The 21,282-nt window shown below is 68.3% G+C and carries 17 protein-coding genes, 4 tRNA genes and 2 pseudogenes; 7 read left to right on the top strand and 16 right to left on the bottom strand.

Features of this window, described 5'->3' with window-relative positions:
- A pseudogene (locus D105_RS15310) lies at nt 1–195 on the top strand (IS3 family transposase); the annotation flags it as partial.
- A gap of 232 nt (nt 196–427) precedes the next feature.
- On the opposite strand, the gene D105_RS0113415 reads toward D105_RS15310, so the two are convergent.
- Together D105_RS0113415 and D105_RS0113410 are read right to left on the bottom strand one after the other, a co-directional pair.
- Nucleotides 428–1,183, bottom strand: coding sequence for a UDP-2,3-diacylglucosamine diphosphatase (locus D105_RS0113415; RefSeq protein WP_018877066.1), 756 nt, complete (start codon nt 1,181–1,183; stop codon nt 428–430).
- Between the two features lie 8 nt (nt 1,184–1,191).
- Complete coding sequence (locus D105_RS0113410; protein WP_018137548.1) at nt 1,192–1,707, bottom strand: peptidylprolyl isomerase; 516 nt, start codon at nt 1,705–1,707, stop codon at nt 1,192–1,194.
- Between the two features lie 192 nt (nt 1,708–1,899).
- Between D105_RS0113410 and gltX the strand changes: the two genes are divergently transcribed.
- Nucleotides 1,900–3,333 carry a glutamate--tRNA ligase gene (gene gltX / locus D105_RS0113405; protein ID WP_018867250.1) on the top strand — a complete coding sequence of 478 codons (1,434 nt, stop codon included), beginning with the start codon at nt 1,900–1,902 and terminating at the stop codon, nt 3,331–3,333.
- Nucleotides 3,334–3,363: 30 nt separating this feature from the next.
- Here gltX and folD read toward each other — a convergent pair whose 3' ends face one another.
- Complete coding sequence (folD, locus tag D105_RS0113400; RefSeq protein ID WP_018867251.1) at nt 3,364–4,227, bottom strand: bifunctional methylenetetrahydrofolate dehydrogenase/methenyltetrahydrofolate cyclohydrolase FolD; 864 nt, start codon at nt 4,225–4,227, stop codon at nt 3,364–3,366.
- A gap of 107 nt (nt 4,228–4,334) precedes the next feature.
- Complete coding sequence (locus tag D105_RS0113395) at nt 4,335–5,210, bottom strand: GGDEF domain-containing protein (protein ID WP_018878739.1); 876 nt, start codon at nt 5,208–5,210, stop codon at nt 4,335–4,337.
- 173 nt (nt 5,211–5,383) lie between these two features.
- Between D105_RS0113395 and D105_RS0113390 the strand changes: the two genes are divergently transcribed.
- The 5 genes from D105_RS0113390 (at nt 5,384) to D105_RS0113370 (ending at nt 8,158) form a co-directional block, all read left to right on the top strand.
- A tRNA-Pro gene (locus D105_RS0113390) sits at nt 5,384–5,460 on the top strand.
- Nucleotides 5,461–5,527: 67 nt separating this feature from the next.
- Nucleotides 5,528–5,604: transfer RNA gene (locus D105_RS0113385), tRNA-Arg, on the top strand.
- Nucleotides 5,605–5,644: 40 nt separating this feature from the next.
- Nucleotides 5,645–5,720, top strand: a tRNA-His gene (locus D105_RS0113380).
- Nucleotides 5,721–5,736: 16 nt separating this feature from the next.
- Nucleotides 5,737–5,812, top strand: a tRNA-Lys gene (locus tag D105_RS0113375).
- Nucleotides 5,813–6,157: 345 nt separating this feature from the next.
- Nucleotides 6,158–8,158, top strand: coding sequence for a nucleoside-diphosphate sugar epimerase/dehydratase (locus tag D105_RS0113370; protein ID WP_018867253.1), 2,001 nt, complete (start codon nt 6,158–6,160; stop codon nt 8,156–8,158).
- A gap of 64 nt (nt 8,159–8,222) precedes the next feature.
- Here the strand turns inward: D105_RS0113370 and D105_RS0113365 are convergent, their stop codons facing one another.
- The 12 genes and pseudogenes from D105_RS0113365 to D105_RS14310 all read right to left on the bottom strand — a co-directional run.
- Entirely contained in the window at nt 8,223–9,191 is a 969-nt protein-coding gene (locus D105_RS0113365; protein ID WP_018878738.1) for a D-2-hydroxyacid dehydrogenase, read from the bottom strand.
- On the bottom strand, nt 9,182–10,033 hold the full coding sequence (locus D105_RS0113360) for an aldolase/citrate lyase family protein (RefSeq protein ID WP_018878737.1): 852 nt from the start codon (nt 10,031–10,033) through the stop codon (nt 9,182–9,184). The genes D105_RS0113365 and D105_RS0113360 overlap by 10 nt, the downstream gene beginning before the upstream one ends.
- On the bottom strand, nt 10,030–10,680 hold the full coding sequence (locus D105_RS0113355) for a sugar transferase (protein WP_018878736.1): 651 nt from the start codon (nt 10,678–10,680) through the stop codon (nt 10,030–10,032). Before D105_RS0113355 ends, D105_RS0113360 begins: the two co-directional genes overlap by 4 nt.
- Nucleotides 10,677–11,891 (bottom strand): glycosyltransferase family 4 protein, encoded by a 1,215-nt coding sequence (locus tag D105_RS0113350; protein ID WP_018867257.1) that lies wholly within the window; start codon nt 11,889–11,891, stop codon nt 10,677–10,679. The genes D105_RS0113355 and D105_RS0113350 overlap by 4 nt, the downstream gene beginning before the upstream one ends.
- 184 nt (nt 11,892–12,075) lie before the next feature.
- Entirely contained in the window at nt 12,076–13,365 is a 1,290-nt protein-coding gene (locus tag D105_RS0113345; RefSeq protein WP_018878735.1) for a nucleotide sugar dehydrogenase, read from the bottom strand.
- Between the two features lie 75 nt (nt 13,366–13,440).
- Nucleotides 13,441–14,787: a glycosyltransferase family 39 protein gene (locus tag D105_RS0113340; protein ID WP_018867259.1), complete on the bottom strand. Its 1,347-nt coding sequence runs from the start codon at nt 14,785–14,787 to the stop codon at nt 13,441–13,443.
- A complete protein-coding gene (locus D105_RS0113335) occupies nt 14,784–15,920 on the bottom strand; it encodes a glycosyltransferase (RefSeq protein ID WP_018867260.1) in 1,137 nt (378 codons plus the stop codon). The genes D105_RS0113340 and D105_RS0113335 overlap by 4 nt, the downstream gene beginning before the upstream one ends.
- A complete protein-coding gene (locus tag D105_RS0113330) occupies nt 15,917–17,254 on the bottom strand; it encodes a phenylacetate--CoA ligase family protein (RefSeq protein ID WP_018878733.1) in 1,338 nt (445 codons plus the stop codon). Before D105_RS0113330 ends, D105_RS0113335 begins: the two co-directional genes overlap by 4 nt.
- Nucleotides 17,255–17,266: 12 nt before the next feature.
- Nucleotides 17,267–17,986, bottom strand: a complete 720-nt coding sequence (locus D105_RS0113325) for a hypothetical protein (protein WP_018878732.1) — start codon at nt 17,984–17,986, stop codon at nt 17,267–17,269.
- 26 nt (nt 17,987–18,012) lie between these two features.
- The gene (locus D105_RS0113320) at nt 18,013–19,098 is read right to left on the bottom strand and encodes a sugar-transfer associated ATP-grasp domain-containing protein (RefSeq protein WP_018867263.1); all 1,086 of its coding nucleotides are present in this window, start codon (nt 19,096–19,098) and stop codon (nt 18,013–18,015) included.
- Nucleotides 19,099–19,132: 34 nt separating this feature from the next.
- Entirely contained in the window at nt 19,133–20,992 is a 1,860-nt protein-coding gene (locus tag D105_RS0113315; RefSeq protein ID WP_018878731.1) for an ABC transporter ATP-binding protein, read from the bottom strand.
- Nucleotides 20,992–21,282, bottom strand: a pseudogene (locus D105_RS14310) (capsular biosynthesis protein CpsI); the annotation flags it as partial. The pseudogene D105_RS14310 and the gene D105_RS0113315, both read right to left, overlap by 1 nt.

The following is a 21,282-nucleotide window of genomic DNA, read 5'->3' as shown; positions in this document are numbered from 1 at the left end:
AACGGGCTGTACAAGACCGAGGTCCGGGCCTACTGGGGACGTCTTAACGATCTACGCGACGTCGAGTGGGCTACGCTCCAGTGGGTCGACTGGTTCAACCGGCGACGCCTGTTGGAATCCAACGGGTATCGACCGCCGGCAACGATCGAAGCGCAGTACCATCAACCACTTCAGGGGTCCGTTCGTGCAGCGTGACCCAAACCAACGGGTCTCCGGGAAACCCGGGGCGGTTCACTTTCTTGGGCAAGCAAGAAAGTGCCTCGGGGCGCGCTGGCGAGTCAGCGCCAGGCAGTATGCGGACCGAAGGCACCGTAAACACCCGAGGCCGAGCCAGGACCAGCCACTACAAAGCAGGCGGCCGAACGAAGCCGCCGTAAACACCGACGACGAACCATGCCCAGCCGCGCAACGGCGCGAAGAGTGCGGTTCAGGCGTGCAGCAGGTGCGCCGGGTAGGGCGAGCCGTCCAGTTCGCGCAGGACGGGGCCGGTCGCCGCGACCTCCAGGTAGCCGGGGTGCTCGTCCCAGGCCGGGAGCACGCAGCGCTGGCGCGGCTGACCATCGACCGCCAGGTCGTGGATCGCGGGGCGGTGGGTATGGCCATGAATCATCAGCGGGACATCGGCGTCGCGGAAGGTATCGGCCACGGCGTTCGCATTCACGTCCATGATGGCGTCGGCCTTCATCCGGCTGTTGTCGCGGCTGGTGGCGCGCATGGCCTCGGCCTGGCGGATGCGTTCCTCCAGCGGATGGGCCAGAAAGGCCCGCTGCCATTCGCCGCCGCGCACCTGCTGGCGAAAGGCCATGTGCTCGGTGTCGTCGGTGCACAGGGAATCGCCATGCAGCAGCACGGCGGGCCCGCAGGGCAGGGCCGCATGCAATGGCTCGGGCGCCAGCTGAATCCCCGCCCGTTTGGCGTAGTCCGGGCCCACGAGAAAATCCCGGTTGCCGTGGATGAAGGCGACCGGGATCTCGAGTGTCTGCAGGGCCTCGGCGAGCTGTTCGGCCGCCGGGAAGCCGGCGTCATCGCCGACCCAGTATTCGAACAGGTCGCCGAGGATGTACAGCGCCGAGGCGCTGCGCGCCGGCCCCTTCAGGAAGGCAAGTACGGCCTCCAGCAGGGGGCCGGGCTCGCGATCCAGGTGCAGGTCGGAGATGACCAGGGCCGGCGCGCTCGAAGCCACGGGGTGGCTCAGTCCTCGACGCGTTTCACGCTTTCCATCACGACCGGCTCCTGCGGCACATCCTGGTGCATGCCGGAACGCCCGGTGGGCACGGACTCGATCTGACGCACGACGTCCATGCCCTCGGTCACCTTGCCGAAGACCGCATAACCCCAGCCCTGCGCATTCGGGGCCGTGTGGTTGAGGAAGTCGTTGTCGTTCACGTTGATGAAGAACTGCGCGGTGGCCGAGTGCGGATCCTGGGTACGGGCCATGGAGATCGCGCCCACCTCGTTCTTCAGGCCGTTGTCCGCCTCGTTGCGGATCGGCTCGCCAGCGGACTTCTGGCTCATGTTCTTGTCGAAGCCGCCGCCCTGGACCATGAATCCCGGGATCACGCGGTGAAAGATCGTACCGTCGTAGAAGCCGTCATCCACGTAGGACATGAAGTTGGCGACCGTCTCCGGGGCGGCTTCGGCGTTGAGTTCCAGCACGATGCGGCCATGGTTGGTTTCGATCGCGACCTGCGGATTGGTATCGGCCATGGGGGCTCCTGAAAGCAGTAGGGCAAGAAGGGCGGTGGCCAGCACAATGGCAAGCCGGGTGCGGATGCGCTGCATGGTTCTGACCTCCGGGGAACTCGAGGGGGGCATGGTACCCGCCACCGGCGGGGCCTGCCAGCACGCCGGTTGGATGTGTGGACGCGGCGCTGGTGAGGCCGCGGGCGCTCCGCTACCATGCGCGCGATGACGAACACCATGACCCGAACCCGTTTCGCCCCCAGTCCCACCGGCCTGCTGCATCTGGGCAACGTCCGCACCGCGCTGTTCAGCGCGCTGCTGGCGCGGTCGCGCGGCGGCCGTTTCCTGCTGCGGATCGAGGACACCGATGCCGAGCGCTCGCGGCCGGAGTTTGTCGAGGCCCTGCAGCGTGATCTCCGCTGGCTGGGCCTGGACTGGGACGAGGGCTTCGGCGCAGGGGGTGACGCCGGTCCCTACGCGCAATCCGAGCGCGGCGAACTCTACGCGGGTTATTACCGGCAGTTGATCGATCAGGGGCTGGCCTATCCGTGCTTCTGCTCGGCCGCCGAGCTGGACCGCGGGCGCAAGCGCATGCGCGCCCAGGGCAAGCCGCCGCGCTATCCCGGGACCTGCGCCCACCTGAGCGCGGAGGAGGCCGAGCGGCGCGCGGCCGAGGGGCAGAAGCCGACCCTGCGCTTTCGCGTGCCGCTGGGCCGGACGGTCCGTTTCGAGGACGGGGTACGCGGGCCGGTGAGCTTTCGGACCGACGAGATCGGCGACTTCGTGATCCGGCGCTCCGACGGCACGCCCGCCTTCTTCTTCTCCAATGCGATCGACGATGCCCTGATGGGCGTGACCGACGTGGTGCGCGGCGAGGACCATATCGCCAACACCCCGCGCCAGATGCTGCTGCTGGAGGCGCTGGGGCTGGTGGCGCCGGCCTATCACCACCTGCCGCTGGTGATGGGGCAGGACGGGGCGCCGTTGTCCAAGCGCAACGGCTCCGCCAGCGTCGAGGAGCTGCGCGCCGATGGCTATCTGCCGCTGGCGATCCTGAACCACCTGGCGCGGCTCGGGCATCGCTTCGAGTCGGACGAGTTGCTCTCGGCCGAGGCGCTGGCGGCCGGCTTCAGCCGCGAGCGGATCGGGCACAGCGCGGCCCGGCACGACCCGCAGCAGCTGGAACACTGGCAGTCGGAGGCCCTGCGCGGGCTGTCGGACGAGTCACTGCAGGCCTATCTGGAAGCGGCCGGTGTGCTCGAGGGGGTCGCCGCCGAAGAGCGACCGGCCCTGGCGCGCCTGCTGCGGGACAACATCAGCCGGGCGGCCGAGGCCCCGGTGTGGGTGGCGGCGTTCGCGGACGACCCGATGCCGTACAGCGACAGCGCCCGCGAGGAGCTGGCGGGGGCCGGGGCGGCGTTCTATGGCGCCGCGCTGGCGGCGCTGGATGAGGCCGAGGACTTCCCGGCGCTGGCCAAGGCCGTGGGGGCCGCGACGGGTGCCAAGGGCCGCAAGCTGTTCATGCCGCTGCGCGCAGCCCTCTCCGGGCAGACCTTTGGCCCGGAGCTGCCGCGGATCTGGGAGTATCTGGGGCGCGAGCGGGTGCGGGCGCGGCTGCGGGCCGCGCAGGAGATTGCCGCGGCCGGTTGAGCGGGGTCCCGGGCGGGCCCGGGCGCGTCCTCAGCCCGCTTCGTGGGTCCCGAAGGCGCGGGCGCGCAGGGTGTTGTCCAGCAGCATCGCGACGGTCATCGGGCCGACGCCGCCCGGCACGGGCGTGATCCAGGCGGCCTTCTCGGCGGCGGCATCGAATTCCACGTCCCCGGTCAGCGTCCCGTCGTCGCGGCGGTTGATGCCGATATCGATGACCGTGGCCCCCGGCTTGATCCAGTCGCCCTTGACCAGGCCGGGTTTGCCCACGGCCGCGACGACGATGTCGGACTGGCGGGCGATGGCGGCGGTGTCCGGCGTGAAGCGGTGGCAGATGGTCGGGGTGGCGCCGGCCAGCAGCAGCTCCAGGGCCATCGGGCGCCCGACGATGTTGGAGGCGCCGATCACGCAGGCGGTGCGGCCCTTGAACGGCTCCTCGATGTGGCGCAGCAACTGGATGACGCCCCAGGGCGTACACGGGCGCAGGCGCGGCACGCGCGCCACCAGGCGGCCGACGTTGTAGGGGTGGAAGCCGTCCACGTCCTTGGCCGGAGAGATGCGCTCGATCACCGTTTCCGGGTCGATGTGGTCGGGCAGGGGCAGCTGGACGAGGATGCCGTCGATGGTGCGGTCGGCGTTGAGCTGGTCGATCAGCGCCAGCAGGTCGGTCTGCGGGGTGCCGGCCGGCAGGTCGTAGGAGTGCGAGACCACGCCGACCTGTTCGCAGGCCTTGCGCTTGTTGCGCACGTACACCTCGGAGGCCGGGTTGGTCCCGACCAGGACCACGGCGAGACCCGGCGGACGCAGGTCGCGGGCGGTCATGGATTCGATCTCGGTCGCGATCCGTGCGCGGTGACTTTGTCCGATCGCGCGTCCGTCGATGAGCTGGGCCGTCATGGGGTCTCGCCTTGGAAGGAATGCCCGCGATCTTCCCATGGCGGGGGCGGGCGCTCAAGCCGACGCGGGCGGGAATCCGTGTTGTCGGCGGACGCAGGAAGAATCCGTTACAGCGCCGCGGAGAGGCTGGTTGTGGCGGGGCTGGCCTCGCAACGGTTGCGGCCGTCCTGCTTGGCGCGATAGAGCGCGTCGTCGGCGCGGCCAATCAGGGTTTCGCCGGTGTCGGATGACTGTGGGTGCGCGTCCAGTGTGGCGATACCGACACTGACGGTGACGGTCAGTTCGTCCGGGGCGCAGGGCGGGGCCGCCTGGTGCCCAGTCAGGGTGATCGGGGTACCGGCGATTGCGTTGCGCAGCTTGTCACCCAGGGCCATGGCCGCCTCGAGGTCGGTATGCGGGGCGATCACGACGAATTCCTCCCCGCCGAAACGCGCGGCCAGGTCGGAGCGCCGCAGTACCAGTCGCATGCGTTCGGCGAGGGTGGTCAGGATGTAGTCGCCGATCAGGTGACCGAGGCGGTCGTTGATCGGCTTGAACTGGTCGATGTCCAGCATCACCAGGGAGAGAGGCTGGCCGTAGCGCCGCGCGCGGGAGACCTCCTCTTCCAGCCGGCGATCCATGTGCCGCCGGTTGAACAGACCGGTCAGCGGGTCGGTGATGGATTCATGCTCCAGCCGCGTGACGCGGCGGATCTTTTCCACCGAGCTGTGGGTCAGGCCGACCACGGTGCAGACGAAACAGCCGCCCAGCAGGAAGATCGCCGGGACCAGCAGGTCCGGAAGGCCCTGGTACAGGCCCCAGTTCAGGGGGATGTAGCCGAAGTAGCCCAGGGTGAACACCGGGATCAGGAAGGCCATCATCTTCCAGCCGGTGCGCACGCGGCTTTGCGGCAGTTCGCGCAGCAGTCGGGCGAGGGTCCACTGGGCGTACAGAAGGCCTGTCGCCCCCAGCACAATGGCCATACTGGCTACCCAGTCGAGCATCCGTTTCTCCCTGCGTCGCAGCCTTGCGAACGTTGTAGAGTCGACGTTACCACGACAGGCGGTAGCCGGGTGCGAGCGCGGCCGAAATTTCGCGTTTTTCCTTGACCGGATCCCTCTTCCAAGGCTAACATCCTGCGCTCGCTGTGTAGGCCCTTTTTGCGGGGACGGCTCGACGGGGTATAGCGCAGTCTGGTAGCGCGCCTGCTTTGGGAGCAGGATGTCGGGGGTTCGAATCCCTCTACCCCGACCATGGCTCCCGGCCAAGGCTTGCAGGCAGGTTCGAATCAGGCGCCATGGCCCCAATGCTCGGCGGTAACGCGCTCGTAGCTCAACCGGATAGAGCATCGGCCTTCTAAGCCGACGGTTGCAGGTTCGAGTCCTGCCGGGCGCGCCAGGGCCGCCCCTCGCGCAAGTAGCTGTACAGTGACACGGTGGTGACCGTAGCTCAGTTGGTAGAGTCCCGGATTGTGACTCCGGTTGTCGTGGGTTCGAGTCCCATCGGTCACCCCATCCCCTTTTGTTCCGGGGGCCGTTAGCTCAATTGGTAGAGCAGTGGACTCTTAATCCATTGGTTGTAGGTTCGATTCCTACACGGCCCACCATTTCTTCCTCGTATCCTTGTCGTCGGTGCTGCTTGAGAAAGCGGTCTCGAGCCCGTGTGGGTGCGTGTCGGGACATCGTTCTCCCTTTTTCAGTCGCGGGGCACCTGCCTGAAACGTCCGTCTCCCGCGGTGTGGCGGTTCGAAACCGGCGCTGTGCCGGCCCGTTTCCCGGGGTTGTCTCCATAGCGTGACGCTGCCCTCAGTCGGATCCCGGACAGCGTGATTCTCCCCCCAGATGGTCCGTGAGTGCGCTGGTAGCCTCCCTTCTCGCTTGCGGTGAACAGCGGCATCAAGGAGCCGGTGTTCGGGCCGCGATCCGATGGATGATCAGAGGGAGGCCACGAGATGGCGATACTGGATCGTAGTCTTGACAACCTGCTGCAGCTGCCGCGTGGCGCGAAGCAGGGACTGATGGTTGTGGCGGATGCCGCCATGCTGCCTCTCGCCCTGTGGCTGGCCTTCGTGATTCGCACGGGTCAGCCGCTGCCGGCGATGATGGTCGAGGCTTGGTGGCTGTTCCCGCTGGTTTCGGCGGTGGGGATCCTGGTGTTTGCCCGGCTGGGGCTCTACCGCACCGTCGTGCGCTTCATGGGGGCCCGGGCGTTTCGGGCCATCATCACCGGCGTGCTGGCGCTCGCGGTGATGGTCTGGGCGTCCACCGAGCTGACGCAGACCCCGGGGTTTTTCGGGGCCGTATCGGTGAATTTTTTCCTGCTCGCCTTCGCCCTGGTGGCCGCGGGGCGGTTTCTGGTGCGTAGCTGGTACCAGGCGGTCTCCGACGGGCGTTCGGGTAGCGAACGTGTAGTGGTCTTTGGTGCCGGCGAGGCGGGTATACAGCTGGCGTCGGGGCTGCAGTCCAGTGGGCGCTTCCGGGTGGTGGCGTTCATTGACGAGGATCCGGCCGTGCAGGGGCGTGCGATCGACGATATCCCGGTATGCGGGCCCGCGGCCCTGGAGACGCTCGTGGACCAGTGCGGGGTCGGCCGGGCCTTGCTGGCCGTGCCCTCGGCGAGTCGTGCCGACCGTCGCCGCATCCTCGAATGGCTGGAACCCTATCCCCTGCATGTCCAGTCGGTTCCTTCGCTGGAGGCCGTCGTGTCCGGGCAGGCGCCACTGGATCAGCTCGAGGACCTCGATATCGCGGATCTCCTCGGGCGTGACCCGGTCCCGCCCGACGAGGCCCTGCTGGCCCGGAGTATCCGGGGTCGAGTGGTCATGGTGACCGGCGCGGGGGGGTCGATCGGCTCCGAACTGTGCCGGCGGATCCTGAGTCTGGAGCCGGCGGCGCTGGTGCTCTTCGAGCGCAACGAGTTTGCGCTGTACCGGATCGAGCAGGAACTTGCGGAGCGCGGTTCCAGGATGCCGACGAAGGTGGCGGTCCATGCCGCGCTCGGGTCGGTTGCCAACCGGGCGCGAGTGGACGAGGTCCTGCGCGCCCACGGTGTGCAGACCCTTTATCACGCCGCTGCCTACAAGCATGTGCCGCTGGTCGAGGGCAACATACTCGAGGGCCTTCGCAACAACACGCTGGGGACCGCCACGGTCGCGGATGCCGCGATCGCCGCAGGGGTGGAACGCTTCATCCTGATCAGTACCGACAAGGCCGTGCGTCCGACTAATATCATGGGTGCGAGCAAGCGCCTGGCCGAGCTGGTGCTGCAGGATCGTGCCCGGCACCAGAACGAGACCGTGTTCTCCATGGTGCGGTTTGGCAATGTCCTCGGTTCTTCCGGCTCGGTGGTCCCGCTGTTTCACCGCCAGATCCGCGAAGGGGGGCCGGTGACCGTGACCCATCCCGAGATCACCCGCTACTTCATGTCCATCCCCGAGGCGGCGGAACTGGTGATTCAGGCCGGGGCCATGGCCGAGGGGGGCGAGGTCTATGTGCTCGATATGGGCGAACCGGTCCGAATTATCGATCTGGCACGGCGCATGATTCGCCTACATGGCCACCAGGTCCGCGAGGACGGGGCCCCGGGGGGTGAGGGCGTGGCCATCACCTGTACCGGTCTGCGTCCCGGCGAAAAGCTTTATGAGGAGCTTCTGATCGGAGAGAACGTGGAGGCGACGGATCACGCCAAGATCATGCGCGCGCGCGAGACCTGTGTGGCGAGCGAGGTGCTGGCCCAGGCGCTCGCAGCGCTTGAGCGGGCCGACCGCGAGCGGGATGCCCGGGCCGCGTTCGAGACCGTGTGCCGTGTGGTGGATGGGTACCGGCCGGGAACCGAGGAACAAGCCAGCCACCGGGCGCCGGCACCGGCATACGCCCCCCGCCCGGTCGCCCCGACCCCGGCGCGCCCCGCCGCAGTGGCCTACGCACGAACGGTGGAGCCGGTCTCCCGGTAAGGCCGGCCTGGCCGCGCTGGGCTTTGCCCCCGCGCCGGTTGCCAACCCCGGGGGCGTGCAGGCGTCAGTAACCGGCGCTGCGATCGACCGGGGTGGCCGGGTCCATGCCCTGTACCAGCGCGCGGGCGTTGCGGACGAAGATCTCCAGGGCGCGGTCCATGTAGTGCGGCGAGGTGCCCGAGACGTGGGGCGTGACGAGGACATTCGCACGGTTCCACAGCGGCGATTCGGCCGGCAAGGGCTGTTGCTCGAAGACATCCACGGCGGCCCCGCGCAGCTGTTCCGCATCCAGCGCCCGGGTCAGGGCCTGCTGATCGACAACGCCCCCGCGCGAGATGTCCACCAGGACTGCGCCGCGCTTGAGGTACTGGAACTGGGACGGGCCGACCTGGTGCCGGGTATCGGGTGTCAGCGGCAGGCATACGACCAGGTAGTCCACCTCGGGCAGGTGTTCGTCCACCGCGTCCAGCGCGATGACCTCGTCGGCGTCCTCGTGGGGCCGCGGGTTGCGCTGCACGCCGATCACGCGCATGTCGAAGGCCCGGGCGCGTCGGGCGACCTGCGCACCGATGTGCCCCATGCCGACCACCATCGCCGTGCGGCCGGTCAGTTCTCCGAGCCAGCAGCGTTCCCAGCGGCTTTCCCGGCTTTGTGCGTTGAAGCGGTCGAAGGACTTGGCAAAGTAGAGCATCGCGCCGATTGCGTACTCGCTCATCGGGGGGCCATGTACGCCACTGCTCTTGGTCAGCAGCAGGTCCTCCTTCGGAAAGGGCATGTCCCAGATGCGTTCCACTCCGGCCGACAGGAAATGAATCCAGCGATAACGCGCCAGGCGCTCCAGGGCCTCGGGCAGCCAGGGAAGCGTGGGGGCGATCACGGCGTCCACCGCGAGTCCTTTGGGGACGGATTCCGGCGCGGCAGCGAAGGTCAGGGTGGTGCTGGGCAGTGCCTTGTGCAGGTGAGCCTCGATGGCGGCCTGTTGTTCCCGCAGTACCTCCGGTTTCTGCAGGAACAGGATCTGGCTCAGGCGCATGCGCGACTCCGGTTGTGCAGCCGGGCCGCGAGCCGGAAGATCCGCTCGCGCACCGCGTCGCGGTTGTTGCGCAGCTGTTCCGGGCTTGCCGCGCGAAAGCGCTGTTCCGCCGCCCGCAGGCGTTCCAGTTCGTGGCGCAGCCGCGCGGCCCCCTTGGCCGGGTCGTCCTGACTGACCCCCTCGCGGAACGCCCGCGAGAGGATCACCCACTCGGACCCGAGGCGCACATGCTCCCCGAGGATGGATTCCGCCGGGATCTCCCCCTTGCCCACAGCCCCGACGCCCCCAAAGCCGAAAGCGACGCCGGCCTCGCGGCACTGGGCAGCGGGGGTCTCGAGCATGCCGCCGGCCAGCGGTTCGAACAGGAAGTCGAGACCGGAAGCCAGGCTGAGGTCGTTCAGGCCCACATGAATCTGGTCGCGCGGCCCCAGCAGCGGCAGGTAGGAAGGGAGACGAATCAGGGCCTGCGGCGTCTCCACCAGCAGGGTGACCGGCACGCGCTGGCCCACCGCATCGAGGAAGCGGGCGACCTCGTCGAGATGGGTAAACATCGGCAGCATCAGCCGGTCCGCGCCGGCCTCGATGGCCTGGCGGACCTCCGAGGGCGTTTGCGGTGCCGGCGGATTGATACGAACCATCAGCTCCGCCCTTGTTAACGCGTCGGAGAGTCGGCGGACATCGTCCAGCGTATGGCGGGCCTTGTGGGTGTCCAGGTGGCCCTGGCGCTCGGCCTTCCCCCGGGTCTCCATGTCGACAAAGATCCGTGCGATCCCGGCCGCCTCGGCCTGACGGGCGGCGTCGGTGGAGGCGGTGATGAACATGTGTTTCAGGGTCGAAGTCATTTCGTGTCCCCTTGTTGTCGGTTACGCAACGAATCGCGATACGTGCGCCAGTTGACGCCGGCCTCGCCATAGATCCCCTGGCCGGTCAGGACCACGTGGACCGTCTTCAGGATCAGGCCCAGGTCGTACAGCAGGTGGTGACGCGCGGCGTACTCGGCATCAGCCTCCAGCTGCTGGATCCAGCCCAGGGTGCGCCGGCCCCGGACCTGGGCCAGCCCGGTCAGGCCGGGACGTACATCAAAACGCGAGGCGTAGGAGGGCGGGACGACCTCCACCTGCTCCGGCAGGATGGGGCGCGGGCCGACCACGCTCATGTCGCCGCGCAGGATGTTCCACAGCTGCGGCAACTCGTCGAGACTGGTGGCGCGCAGCAGGCGACCCACGCGGGTGATGCGCGGATCGATGCCGGCACTGACCACCTGCTCCTGGTGCTGGTCGATCGCGTCCGGGTCGCGATCGACCATGGTGCGGAACTTGAGCACCCGGAACGGCTGGCCGTGCAGGCCAATGCGCCGCTGGCGAAACAGGACCGGTCCGGGACTGTCCAGCCGGATCGCGGTTGCGATCAGCAGCAGAAGCGGTGTCAGCGCGAGCAGGGCGCCCAGGCTGGCCAGGATGTCGAACAGCCGTTTCAGGGTCGCGTTCATGAGAGCTCCATGGATCGAAGGATGACGCGGTTGACCTGACCCACCTCGTACTTGGCTTCCACCCGCTCGCGCGAGGCCCTGGCCATGCGGGCAAGCAGGGACGGGTCATCCAGAAACCGCTGCATGGCCTCGGCCAGGGGCGCGGAGGTTCGCGGCGGGACAAGAAAGCCGTTCTCGCCATCCAGGACGGTCTCGCGGCAGCCGGGGGCATCCGTGGTGACGATCGGACGGCCCACGCTCATCGCCTCCAGCACCGAGCGCGGCGTGCCTTCGCGGTAGGAGGGCAGTACGAAGACCGAGGCCAGCTCGAGCCAGGGACGGACATCGGCAACACCGCCGGCGAACTCGACAATGCCCTCGCGCTTCCAGGCCTCGACCTGTTCGGCCGGGATCGAATGGGGCAGGTCGGGGTTGTGGGGGCCGACCACGACAAACCGGGCGTTGGGGTATTGCGCGTGCACCTGCCGGGCCGCGTCCACGAACTCGACGATGCCCTTCTCGGTCAGCAGGCGCCCGACGAACAGGAACAGCGCCTCGCCCTCGGGCAGGGGCTGGCGCGCAAAGCGCTGCACGTCCACCCCGGAGCCGTTGATCCGGACCACCCGGTCGGCATCGGGCAGGATCCGGCGGTCGAGGAAGTCCTGCAGGTCGTCCGGATTCTGGAAGAACACCCGGTCGCAGCGCGCCAGCGCGGCCCGGTACAGGCGGGAACTGATCGCGCGCAGTACCCGTGTGCGCCACGACTCGGTCGTGAAGGCATGCCCCAGGCCCGTGATCATCGCGTACACCCGCGGGACCCCGGCCCAGTGCGCGGCCAGGGAGCCGTACACCACCGGCTTGACGGTGTAGCTGAACACCGCTTCCGGGTTCAGCCGGCGGATCAGGCGAGCCAGCGCGATGGTGGTCCGCAGGTCCGCGATCGGGTTGATCCCGGTTCGGCCCAGATCGAAGGGGTAGATCGGGATGCCCAGCTCCTCGACTTCCGGGAGGTAGTCCTTGCGCGGGACGGCCGCCGCGACGGTGTGCCCTCGAGCCCGGATCTCGCGGATCAGGTCGCCCCGGTTGGCGATCAACGAGCGGGCATTGGCGGCTATGATCAAAAGATCGATGCCGCCGCGTTCGCGAGCCCGGGTTTCCGGGGCCGGTTGTGCCGTAGCGTGGCGCTGCTCGCGCAGCGAGGCTGCAACCCTTCGGTGTTCGGTTTCCTGCATGCGTTGAGCTCCTGGTTCGAGGGAGCATCGCCGTGTGGACGGGGGGCGATGGCCGGGCCTCTCGGAAGCCCGTTTTTACGAGCACAAAAGGTAAACAGGACAATGGGTTAGCGCCATGATTCGGGGCGCCTAAAGTGTGCGAGACACCCCGAAAAGACAATGGCGGATGAAAGGGATTCAGCGTTTATAGACGCAGGTCACTCGCCTCTGGCGGGAGCACCGATTTCACGTCGAAGATCACGGCTCGCTCGCGGGCGAACCTTTGCAGGCCCCGAGGGCCCAGGTCGATGAACTCGCGGTGGGGGACGGCGAGGATGATCGCGTCGTAACGGCCCGGGTCCGGTGAGTCGGGCAGGAGTTCCAGTCCGTATTCCTGACGGGCCTCGGCCGCGTCCACCCACGGATCCCAGATCTCGACCTCGGCGTGATAGCCGTGCAGGTCCTGGATGATGTCCACCACCCGGGTGTTGCGCAGATCCGGACAGTTCTCCTTGAAGGCCAGACCCAGGACCAGGATGCGCGAGCCCACGACCGGGAAGCCTTTGCGGATCATGGCCTTGACGGTGCGGTCGGCGATATGGCCGCCCATGCCGTCGTTGGTGCGCCTTCCCGCCAGGATCATCTCCGGGTGGTAGCCGGCGGCCTGGGCCTTGTGGGTCAGGTAGTACGGGTCGACGCCGATGCAGTGCCCGCCCACCAGGCCGGGCCGGAACGGCAGGAAGTTCCACTTGGTGCCGGCCGCCGCGAGCACCGCCTCGGTATCCAGGTTCAGGCGTTCGAACAGCATGGCGAGTTCGTTGATCAGGGCGATGTTTACATCGCGCTGGGTGTTCTCGATCACCTTGGCCGCTTCGGCCACGCGGATGCTGGCGGCCGGGTGGGTGCCGGCGCGGATGATGCGGCTGTACAGGGCGTTGACGAAGGCAGCGACCTCCGGGGTCGATCCGGAGGTGACCTTCACGATGTCCGGGATGCGGTGTTCCTTGTCGCCGGGATTGACCCGCTCCGGGCTGTAACCGAGGAAGAAGTCCCGGTTGAGCTCGAGGCCGGATTCCGCGGCCAGCACCGGGGCGCAGTCGTCCTCGGTGGCGCCGGGATAGACCGTGGACTCGTAGATCACCACGTCCCCCGATTTCAGGGCGCGGCCCACCGTACGGCTGGCGGCCAGCAGCGGGCCCAGGTCGGGACGCCGATGGGCATCGATCGGGGTGGGTACCGTCACGATGAATACGCTGCATTCCCGCAGGCGCTCCTTGTCCGCGGTCAGGTCCAGGTGCTCGGCGCCGGCAAGTTCCTCGCGCGAGACTTCGCGCGTCCGGTCATGCCCGCCGCGCAATTCCTCGACGCGGCCCGTGTCGATGTCGAAGCCCAGGGTGGGCAGGACACGGCCGAATTCGGCCGCCAGGGGCAGGCCGACATAACCCAGACCAATAATGGCCAGACGCGGGGCGTCCGGTGCCGCAAATTCCACCATCTTCGAATCTCCTGTGCAGGTGTGTAGCTGGGGCCCCGCGAGCGGGGCGGGTACGCGCGGGTCGCGTGCGGGCAATCAGGGCCCGGCCCGGCGCGGGCGCGGGAGGCCCGCGCTGGAGGGTTCCGGCGGGTCGGGGGCCGTCTCTTCGGCCGCCTGGTGCCCGCCGGTGAGCCGTTGCAGCCGTTCCCGGCGCCACAGGTGGCGCCCGGCCAGGCCCGCCGCCAGGGCGATGAGGATCCCGAGGAACTTGGCCCGGTGGCGGGCGGCGGTGCCGAAGTTGCTGGTGCCCCAGGCAAAAATGATCGTGAGTACGACGAAGATCACCACCAGCAGGCGGAAGTCCTGGCGTTGCCACCAGTGGTGGCGGTAGAGCGCCAGCAGCAGGACCAGGGACAAGTAGAACAGGCCCTCCAGCATGCCAACGAGATGGACCGGCGAGCGCACCTCCCACAGCGGCGGGCCAAACAGCAGATAGCCCATGCGGATCGGGGTCAGGACCAGCGCCTGTAGGTCGTTGGAGGGGATAAGGAATGACGGATAGGCGGCTCCACCGCGCGCACTGCGTTCGGCGCGCTGGTCGAGGGTCTCCGTCTGCTCCATCACATCGCCCAGCTGGCCGATGGACGAGAACCGCATGTCGTCCATCACCAGGAAACCCATGACGCCGGCCGAGCCGAGCAGGACGCCGCCGAACAGCAGGCCCGGTCGGATGCGCCCCAGATCCGCGGCGCGCAGGAATTCCCTGATCGACCAGCCGACCAGTACCACCGCGATGCCTGCGATCGCAAATACCGCCGCGCCATGCACGATCGCCGAGGCCAGCAGCACCCCGACGGCGGCCACCAGGAACCCGGTGCGCTGGCTCTGTACCCAGCGCACCAGCCACAGCACACCGAGCAGGAAAAAGGCGGTGAACCACACCTCGCGCAGCGGCACGGCGGCATTCACGATCAGGATCGGGAACAGGGCGGCAATCCAGGCGGCACGCACCGCGGCCTGGCGGTCCCAGAGCTGTTCGGCGATGCGCGCGATCAGGTAGACGGTGAGCATGCCCAGGGCGATGTTCACGGCCTGGAAGGCCAGGGGCGCGCGATCGGCGCAGGCGTAGACGTTCGCAATCAGCCAGCTGTGCAGGTAGGAGCTGCCCATGCTGAAATGATCGCCGAGATTCCCGCAGCCGCTCTGGGCCCAGAACCAGGCCCGGCGCTCGAAGCTGATCGCATCGGCGCCACCCTGGGGCAGGGGGGACAGGAAGCGCTGCACCAGGGCGGCGCCGATGCGCGCCCCGAAGGCCGCCAGTAGCGGCCACAGGTAGCCCTCGCGGGTGCGCCCGGTCCACAGCACCGCGACCAGCACCAGCATGAGAAAGCTGCCCGCCAGCAGCAGCTCCATGAAGGTGAACGGGATCGAGGTATAGCTCATGGCGAGACGGGCGCGGTATCCGTCCGGGCCCCCAGGAACAGGTCCTGGTAGCGCGCGCTCACGGCATCCAGGGCGTAATGCGCCTGCATGCGTTCACGCGCCGCGCCCCCCAGTTCGCGCAGGCGCTCACGCCCCTGATCTGCGGCCTGGCCAATGGCAGCGGCCAGATCCGCAGGCTCCGGGCTCGCGGAGACAAAACCGGTTTCCCCGACGACCGTGGCGGCATCGCCGATATCCGTGACCACGGCGGGTACGCCGCAGGCCATGGCTTCGCCCACGACGTTGGGGAATCCCTCGCCCCAGCGCGAGGGCAGCACCAGCAGATCCAGGCCCGGGTAGAGGGCCTCGGGTTCGGGGGTCGACGGAAGCAGCGTGATATGCCGGTTCATCCCGTGCTGGCGGATGGCCTGGGTCAGGGGGTGGTCGTCCGCGGAGACGCGGGTACCGACCATCACGCAGTGCACGTCCATTCCGGCCCGGACCAGGTGGGCCAGGGCCGCCACCAGCCCGACATGGTTCTTCATCGGATGGGCGCGCCCCACCATGCCCAGCAGCCAGGGCTGCGCGCCGATACCCAGTTGCGCGCGCAGCCCCCCGGGGGCCTCCGGGTCCGGACGGAAACGTTCCAGATCAAAGCCATTCGGCAGCACCACGCGCCGCGCCGCGGAAAACCCCAGGGCCTCGTGCTGCGCGGCCGCGGTCGCGCTGTTGTAGACGATGCGTGCCGGATACCGCGATAGCCATGCGCCGGTACGGATGACCCAGCGGGTCCCGCGTTTCTCGTGTGCCAGGTCGTGGATCGAGTGGCGCACGTTCCACAACACCGGGCCCCGGTGGCCCAGACGCCGGGTCAGCGACGCGGCCAGATTGCCGTGGTACATCCAGCCCATCACGCCATCGGGCTGATAGGCGGCCAGTGCCCGGCGCAGCGCCGCGATCCATCCCGGGGACAGGGGATTGCGCAGGCCGCCGGTATATACCGGAACACCGTGCGCGCGGATATCGCCGGCCATCACGCCGGGCTCCTTGAGCGCGAACACCGCGCCGGACTCCGGCGCGGCCCGCAGCAGGTTCCCCAGCTGGCGTTCCGCGCCGCCCTGACCGAGCCCGTTGATCACATGCAGGATCCTCACGGCCGGTTCTCCGACAGCTCGCTGACCACATGCAGGTGTTTCCCGCTGGGGGATGGCGGGATCGTGTCGACGCGGTCGATGGCGAGTCGCGTCTGTGCGCCGAGGTGTTCGCGGATCACGGGTTCCAGGCGCCGGTGCAGGGCCCGTTCGCGCGTGCTATCGGTGGCGCTGTCGACCGGGACGAGGCGCAGCCGGATGTGGTCCTCGGCGTGCTGGACCCACTGGTACTGCCCGATCCAGTCTTCCGGGTACAGCAACTGGCGCAGCCACCCGCCGAAGACCACCGCGCCATTGGCGCCGCAAATGTGGTCGGTCACGCGCCCCCATACGCCCTCGAGCAAGGGCCACTCCCGGCCGCAGTCGCAGGGCTCGCCGGCCCAGCTCGCCAGATCGCCGATCGCGTAGCGCAGCAGGGGCATGCTGTGGTTGGTGAGTGAGGTCACGACAACCCGCCCCGGGGTGCCGGGTGGCACCGGGCGGCCCTGGTCGTCCAGGATCTCGAGGTACTGTGTCAGGGGGTTCACGTGCAGGCCCCGGTGACGCTCGCATTCGCAGGCCATGTCACCGACCTCGCGCGAGCCGTAACGGTTGAACACCGGGGCCTCGAAGGCCCTCTCGATGGTCTCGCGCATATCGGGGAACAGCGTGCCGGCCGAACTCAGTACGCTACCGATCCCCTGGACACGGATACCCCGATGCAGGGCATGCCGCGCCAGTTCGTGGCCACTCTCCGCATAGATCTGGAGCTGGGCAGGCGGCGCCGCGCGCAGCGCCTCGAGGTGCGCGTCCAGCGTCGCCGGATCCATGCGGTAGGCGTTGAGCAGGGTCCGGTTTTTCAGGCGTTCGGCCAGGCGGCGCGCGCCGCCCCCCGCGCCCAGATCACGCGAAGCGGCCCACAGCACGGCCTTGTGCTGTCCCGGGCGGTAGCCAGTCCAGCCGTCGAACAGGGCCTTGGTGGCGCGACCCCAGCGGCGATAGGCGGTGTCCTGATAGAACGTGGCGGGCTCGCCGGTCGATCCCCCCGAGGTGTTGCGCCGCAGCCCGGGCCGCGGCCGCTGCGAATGCAGGCGCGCGCCTTCGCGGCGGATCGTGTCCTTGTCCAGGATGGGGAGCGACAGCAGGCTGGCCACCGGATCGGCCGCAATGGTGTCCGCATCCGGCAGGATTTCGCGGTAGTACGGCACGTCGTCGCGTGCCTGGAGCAGCAGGCGTGCAAGCCGCTCGGCCTGCAGGCGCTGCAGGGCGGGCAGGGGCAGCCGCTCGGCCCGGCGCAGCGCGGCAAACTCGCGCGGCCCGGACAGCCAGGGGAGAAGGGCACCGAAGGCGAGGGACATGATGTTCGCGTCTCAGGCGCCGGCCGCGCGCATCGAGCGCAGGCCGGAGCGGGCCCGGCGGGCAAGGTCCAGGATCGGGCCCAGACGCGAATACTGGATCCTGCGCCGCGACTCGCGCGAGAAGCGACAGGGCTGGCAGTGGCCACAGGGGCGACCCAGGATCGGCGAGTGGCAGAACCAGGATTGTTCGAGCAGGGGCAGGAAGCCCTTGGCCTCGGCGTCGAACTTCATCGCCTCCTTGGTGACCGACAGCAGGGGAAAGCGGTAGTACTGGAACAGCTCCCAGGCGAAGTCGTCCTCGCGGAAGCGGAAGTCCCCGTATTGCGGGTTGCGGAACAAACGTTCCTGCAACTCGGTTCCGGCCTCGTGTCCGGTCAGCGACAGCTCCAGGTCTCGCAGGTCTTCCTGGGCGCACAGCCGCGCCAGCCAGTCGTACTGGGTACCGACATGCACCTCGCTGGCCAGGCGGTGATAGAGCCCGGTGATCTCCGGGTCCTCGAGGATGTCACTGCGCAGGTAGACCCGCACCGGCGCGACGCGTCCGCGGGTCTCGGCGCGGCCTTCGATGCCCGCGCGAATCTTCGCCATTGCCCGCAGCTCGTAGACATAGGACTTCCGGCGCGGATCCAGCACATAGACGGGTTGTACCCTCCGGCCCTGATACAGGGCCAGATCCAGCAGGCGGTAGCTGGAGTCCCAGCCGCCGGTCCACAGCAGTTTGATCGGGTTCATGTCGCTCTCCTGATGGCGGTGGCGGATCAGCGCGGATAGCCGCGCGGGACCGAGGGCAACAGCGGCCCGAAGCAGGACTCGTTGCGCGACCAGGCCACCTGTTCCGCGTTCCATTCGAGGATCACGGGTTCACCACTGGCCTGGATGCAGACATCCCAGCCAATGAAGCGCAGATAGGGGATGCGGCGATGGGCGTTCAGGCACAGCTCGCGCACGGCGGCAAAGTCCGGGATTCGCAGGCCCTTCACATCCACCCCGCTGTCGGGGTGGACCGAGCCGATGCTGACGCAGACCGGATCCCGCAGGTGGCCGTCCAGCCAGCCATCGCCGTCGACGCCGACGAAATAGCCTCCGGTGGAGACGTTGTCGGTGCGCTGTCCCTCGCGCCCGAGGCGGAGGAACTGATTGAGGATGCGCAGTTCGCCGGACTCCGGATCGAGAAAGGTCAGCACCCGCAGGGTGTTGACCGAACTGGCATTGATGCGCGCGATGTCCGGGTGCTGCTCGATCAGGGGCTGCACGATGCAGTTGCCGGGGATCTGCGCGAGTTCCTCGCCGACTCGGTTGGCGGGCGCAAAGGTCACGCCAAGGCCCTGGCGTCCCTCGTCCGGCTTGAGCACGTAGGTCCTGCCGGCTTCGAGTCGGTCCAGGGCCGCTGCCAGTGATTCCGGTGTACCCCGGGCATCCAGGTACTGCCCCCCCACGCGTACGAAGACCGGCGGCACGACGCTGTCCGGAAACAGGCGCGAGTCCATGGTCTTGAGCCCGCTCAGGCGACGGATGTCCTGGCGGTTCCAGAGCGGATTGAGGTGCTCGGTGTAGTAGTCGTCGCCGATCCAGCCCTCGACGAACTCGCGGCGGACTTCGGTATAGGCCGCCAGCCATGGCCACCAGGACTCGTGGCCGTAGGTCCGGGCGGCGTAGCGCTTGATCCGTTGCAGGACCGTTCGGGTTACCACGGACTCGCCGTGTGCCCGGATCAGTTTCTCGCGCCACTGGGTCGCGATCTTGCGTGACTTCTGCAGGTGGCGCAGGTGGACCGCCCGCGCGATGGTCTGCGCGATGCGCCCGCTGTTCTTGATCTGCAGGGGCTGGGACTGGATGTGTGTCACAGGCTGTTCCTCGATTCGCCGCGATGCCATGGGTCTAGCCATGCGTGCCGGAGGCGGCGGGAGTGGGAATGGATCGGGCCGGCGCCGTGCCGGTTTCGGACTCGGACTCGGACTCGGAGTCCGAGTCGGTGACGAGGTCGTCGAAGCGGCCCACGGCGGTAAACGACCCGCGCTCCAGGAGGGCGACCTGATCGCAGGCGCGAACCGTGCTGAGGCGATGCGCAATCAGGATGATGGTCTTGCTCCGGGCCAGGGACTCGATCGCCTCCATCACGGCGCGCTCGGTGGCGTTGTCGAGGGCGCTGGTCGCCTCGTCGAAGACCAGGACGTCGGGATCGTGATAGAGCGCCCGGGCGATGCCGATGCGCTGGCGCTGGCCGCCGGACAGGCGCACGCCGCGCTCGCCGACCATGGTCGCGTATTGCTCCGGCATGTCGTGGACGATGAACTCGTGGACCTGCGCCATGCGCGCGCAGCGCTCGACCTGGTCATGGTCGATCCGTGCGGCGGGGATCCCCAGCGCGATGTTTTCGGCGACGGTCGAGTCGGTGAGGAAGATGTCCTGGGGCACGTAGCCCAGGGACTGCTGCCAGGCACGGAGGTTGGCATCCGTGACTGGCTGGCCATCCACCAGGATGTCGCCTTGTGTCGGCCGCAGCAGTCCCAGCAGCACGTCGACCAGCGTGGTCTTGCCGGATCCGGTGGTGCCGATGATCCCGACCGAACTGCCGACCGGGATCTCCAGGTCGATGGCCTGCAGCGCCGGGCGGTGGCCACCGGGGTAGGTGTAGTCGATGCCCTTGAGCTGAATCGACTCGCGCGGGGACAGGGGTTGCGGGGCTTGGCGATGCAGTTCCGCCAGCGCCTCGCGCTCGCGCAGGTCGTCGGTGACGCTCTCCACGGCGGCGGCGCCGAAGCGCAGCTTGGCGAGGCCCGCGTAGATGTGCTGCGCGGCGGGCAGCAGGCGGTAGCCGGCAAAGGCATACAGGCCGAGGATCGGCAGGATCTCGCCGAGCGAGTCGGTTCCGGTCCCGCCCTGGGTGTGCAGCAGGATCAGGGTCAGCGCGATGATGCCACCGAAGCCGATCGCCTCGATGAGGAATTTCGGGACCTGGGCGATGGTCTGGTTGGTGGCCTGATGCCGGGCCTGGCGCCTGGAGGGCGCGTCGAAGCGTGCCAGGTAGGCGTGTTCGCGACCCAGCAGCTTGATGTCCTTGATGCCGCCCAGGGCCTCGCCGGCGGCGGTGAAGCGTTCCTTGTTGGCGCGCGAACGGTCGCGCCCGATGCGCCCCAGCAGTCCCCGCACCAAGAGAAAGATCGTGCCGTAAACGCCACCGATCACCACGGCGACGCCCAGCGCCAGCCAGGGGTCCACGATGACCAGCAGGGTCACGATAGCGAAGGTCACGACCAGGTAGGCGATCATCGTGATCCCGGGGCGGAAGACGTTCAGCACCAGCTGGTCGACCTCCGACAGGATGCTCTTGGCCATGTCGCCGCTGTGGCGGTTGAGGAAGAACGCATACGGCTGACGCAAGTAGGTCTCCAGCAGGCGCTTCCCCAGGCTGTGGCGGCGCATCTCGATGAAGCGGTTCATCGCGAAGTGCGTCAGGGTGCGAAAGATCGCCGAGAACAGGATCAGCCCGAACGCGGCAGCCCCCAGGGCAAAGATGAAGGCATCCACCGAGGTGAAACCCAGGCGGGTGTAGAGCAGGTTGAGCACCGGGTTGGTGTCGACCAGCTCCGGGTTGCCGAGCACGGACAGAAACGGCATCACGGAGGCGACGCCGGCGGTTTCCAGCATCGCCATGACCATCATCATGCCGAGCACCAGTGCCCCGCGGCGTTTCTCTGCCGGCGTGAGCAGTTGCAGGGTCTTGCGGTAGACGCCCATCAGGCGGCCGCCCGGTAATACCCCAGATACCAGTCCACGAACCGGGCGATGCCGTCTTCCACGCGGGTGGCCGGGGCATAGCCCACATCCTCGCGCAGGGCCTCGACATCGGCGTAGGTGTCCGGCACATCCCCCGGCTGCAGCGGCAGGAGGTTCTTTTCGGCCTTCCGGCCCAGGCAGTCCTCCAGCACCTCGATGTAGCGCATCAGCTCCACCGGCTCGTGGTTGCCGATGTTGTAGAGCCGATAGGGCGCGGCACTGGTGGCGGAATCCGGCTCGGCCCCGCTCCA

This window comes from Thioalkalivibrio sp. ALE28, from assembly GCF_000377425.1.
In the GTDB taxonomy this organism is placed as follows: domain Bacteria; phylum Pseudomonadota; class Gammaproteobacteria; order Ectothiorhodospirales; family Ectothiorhodospiraceae; genus Thioalkalivibrio.
This window is presented reverse-complemented; position numbering and strand designations above follow the sequence as displayed.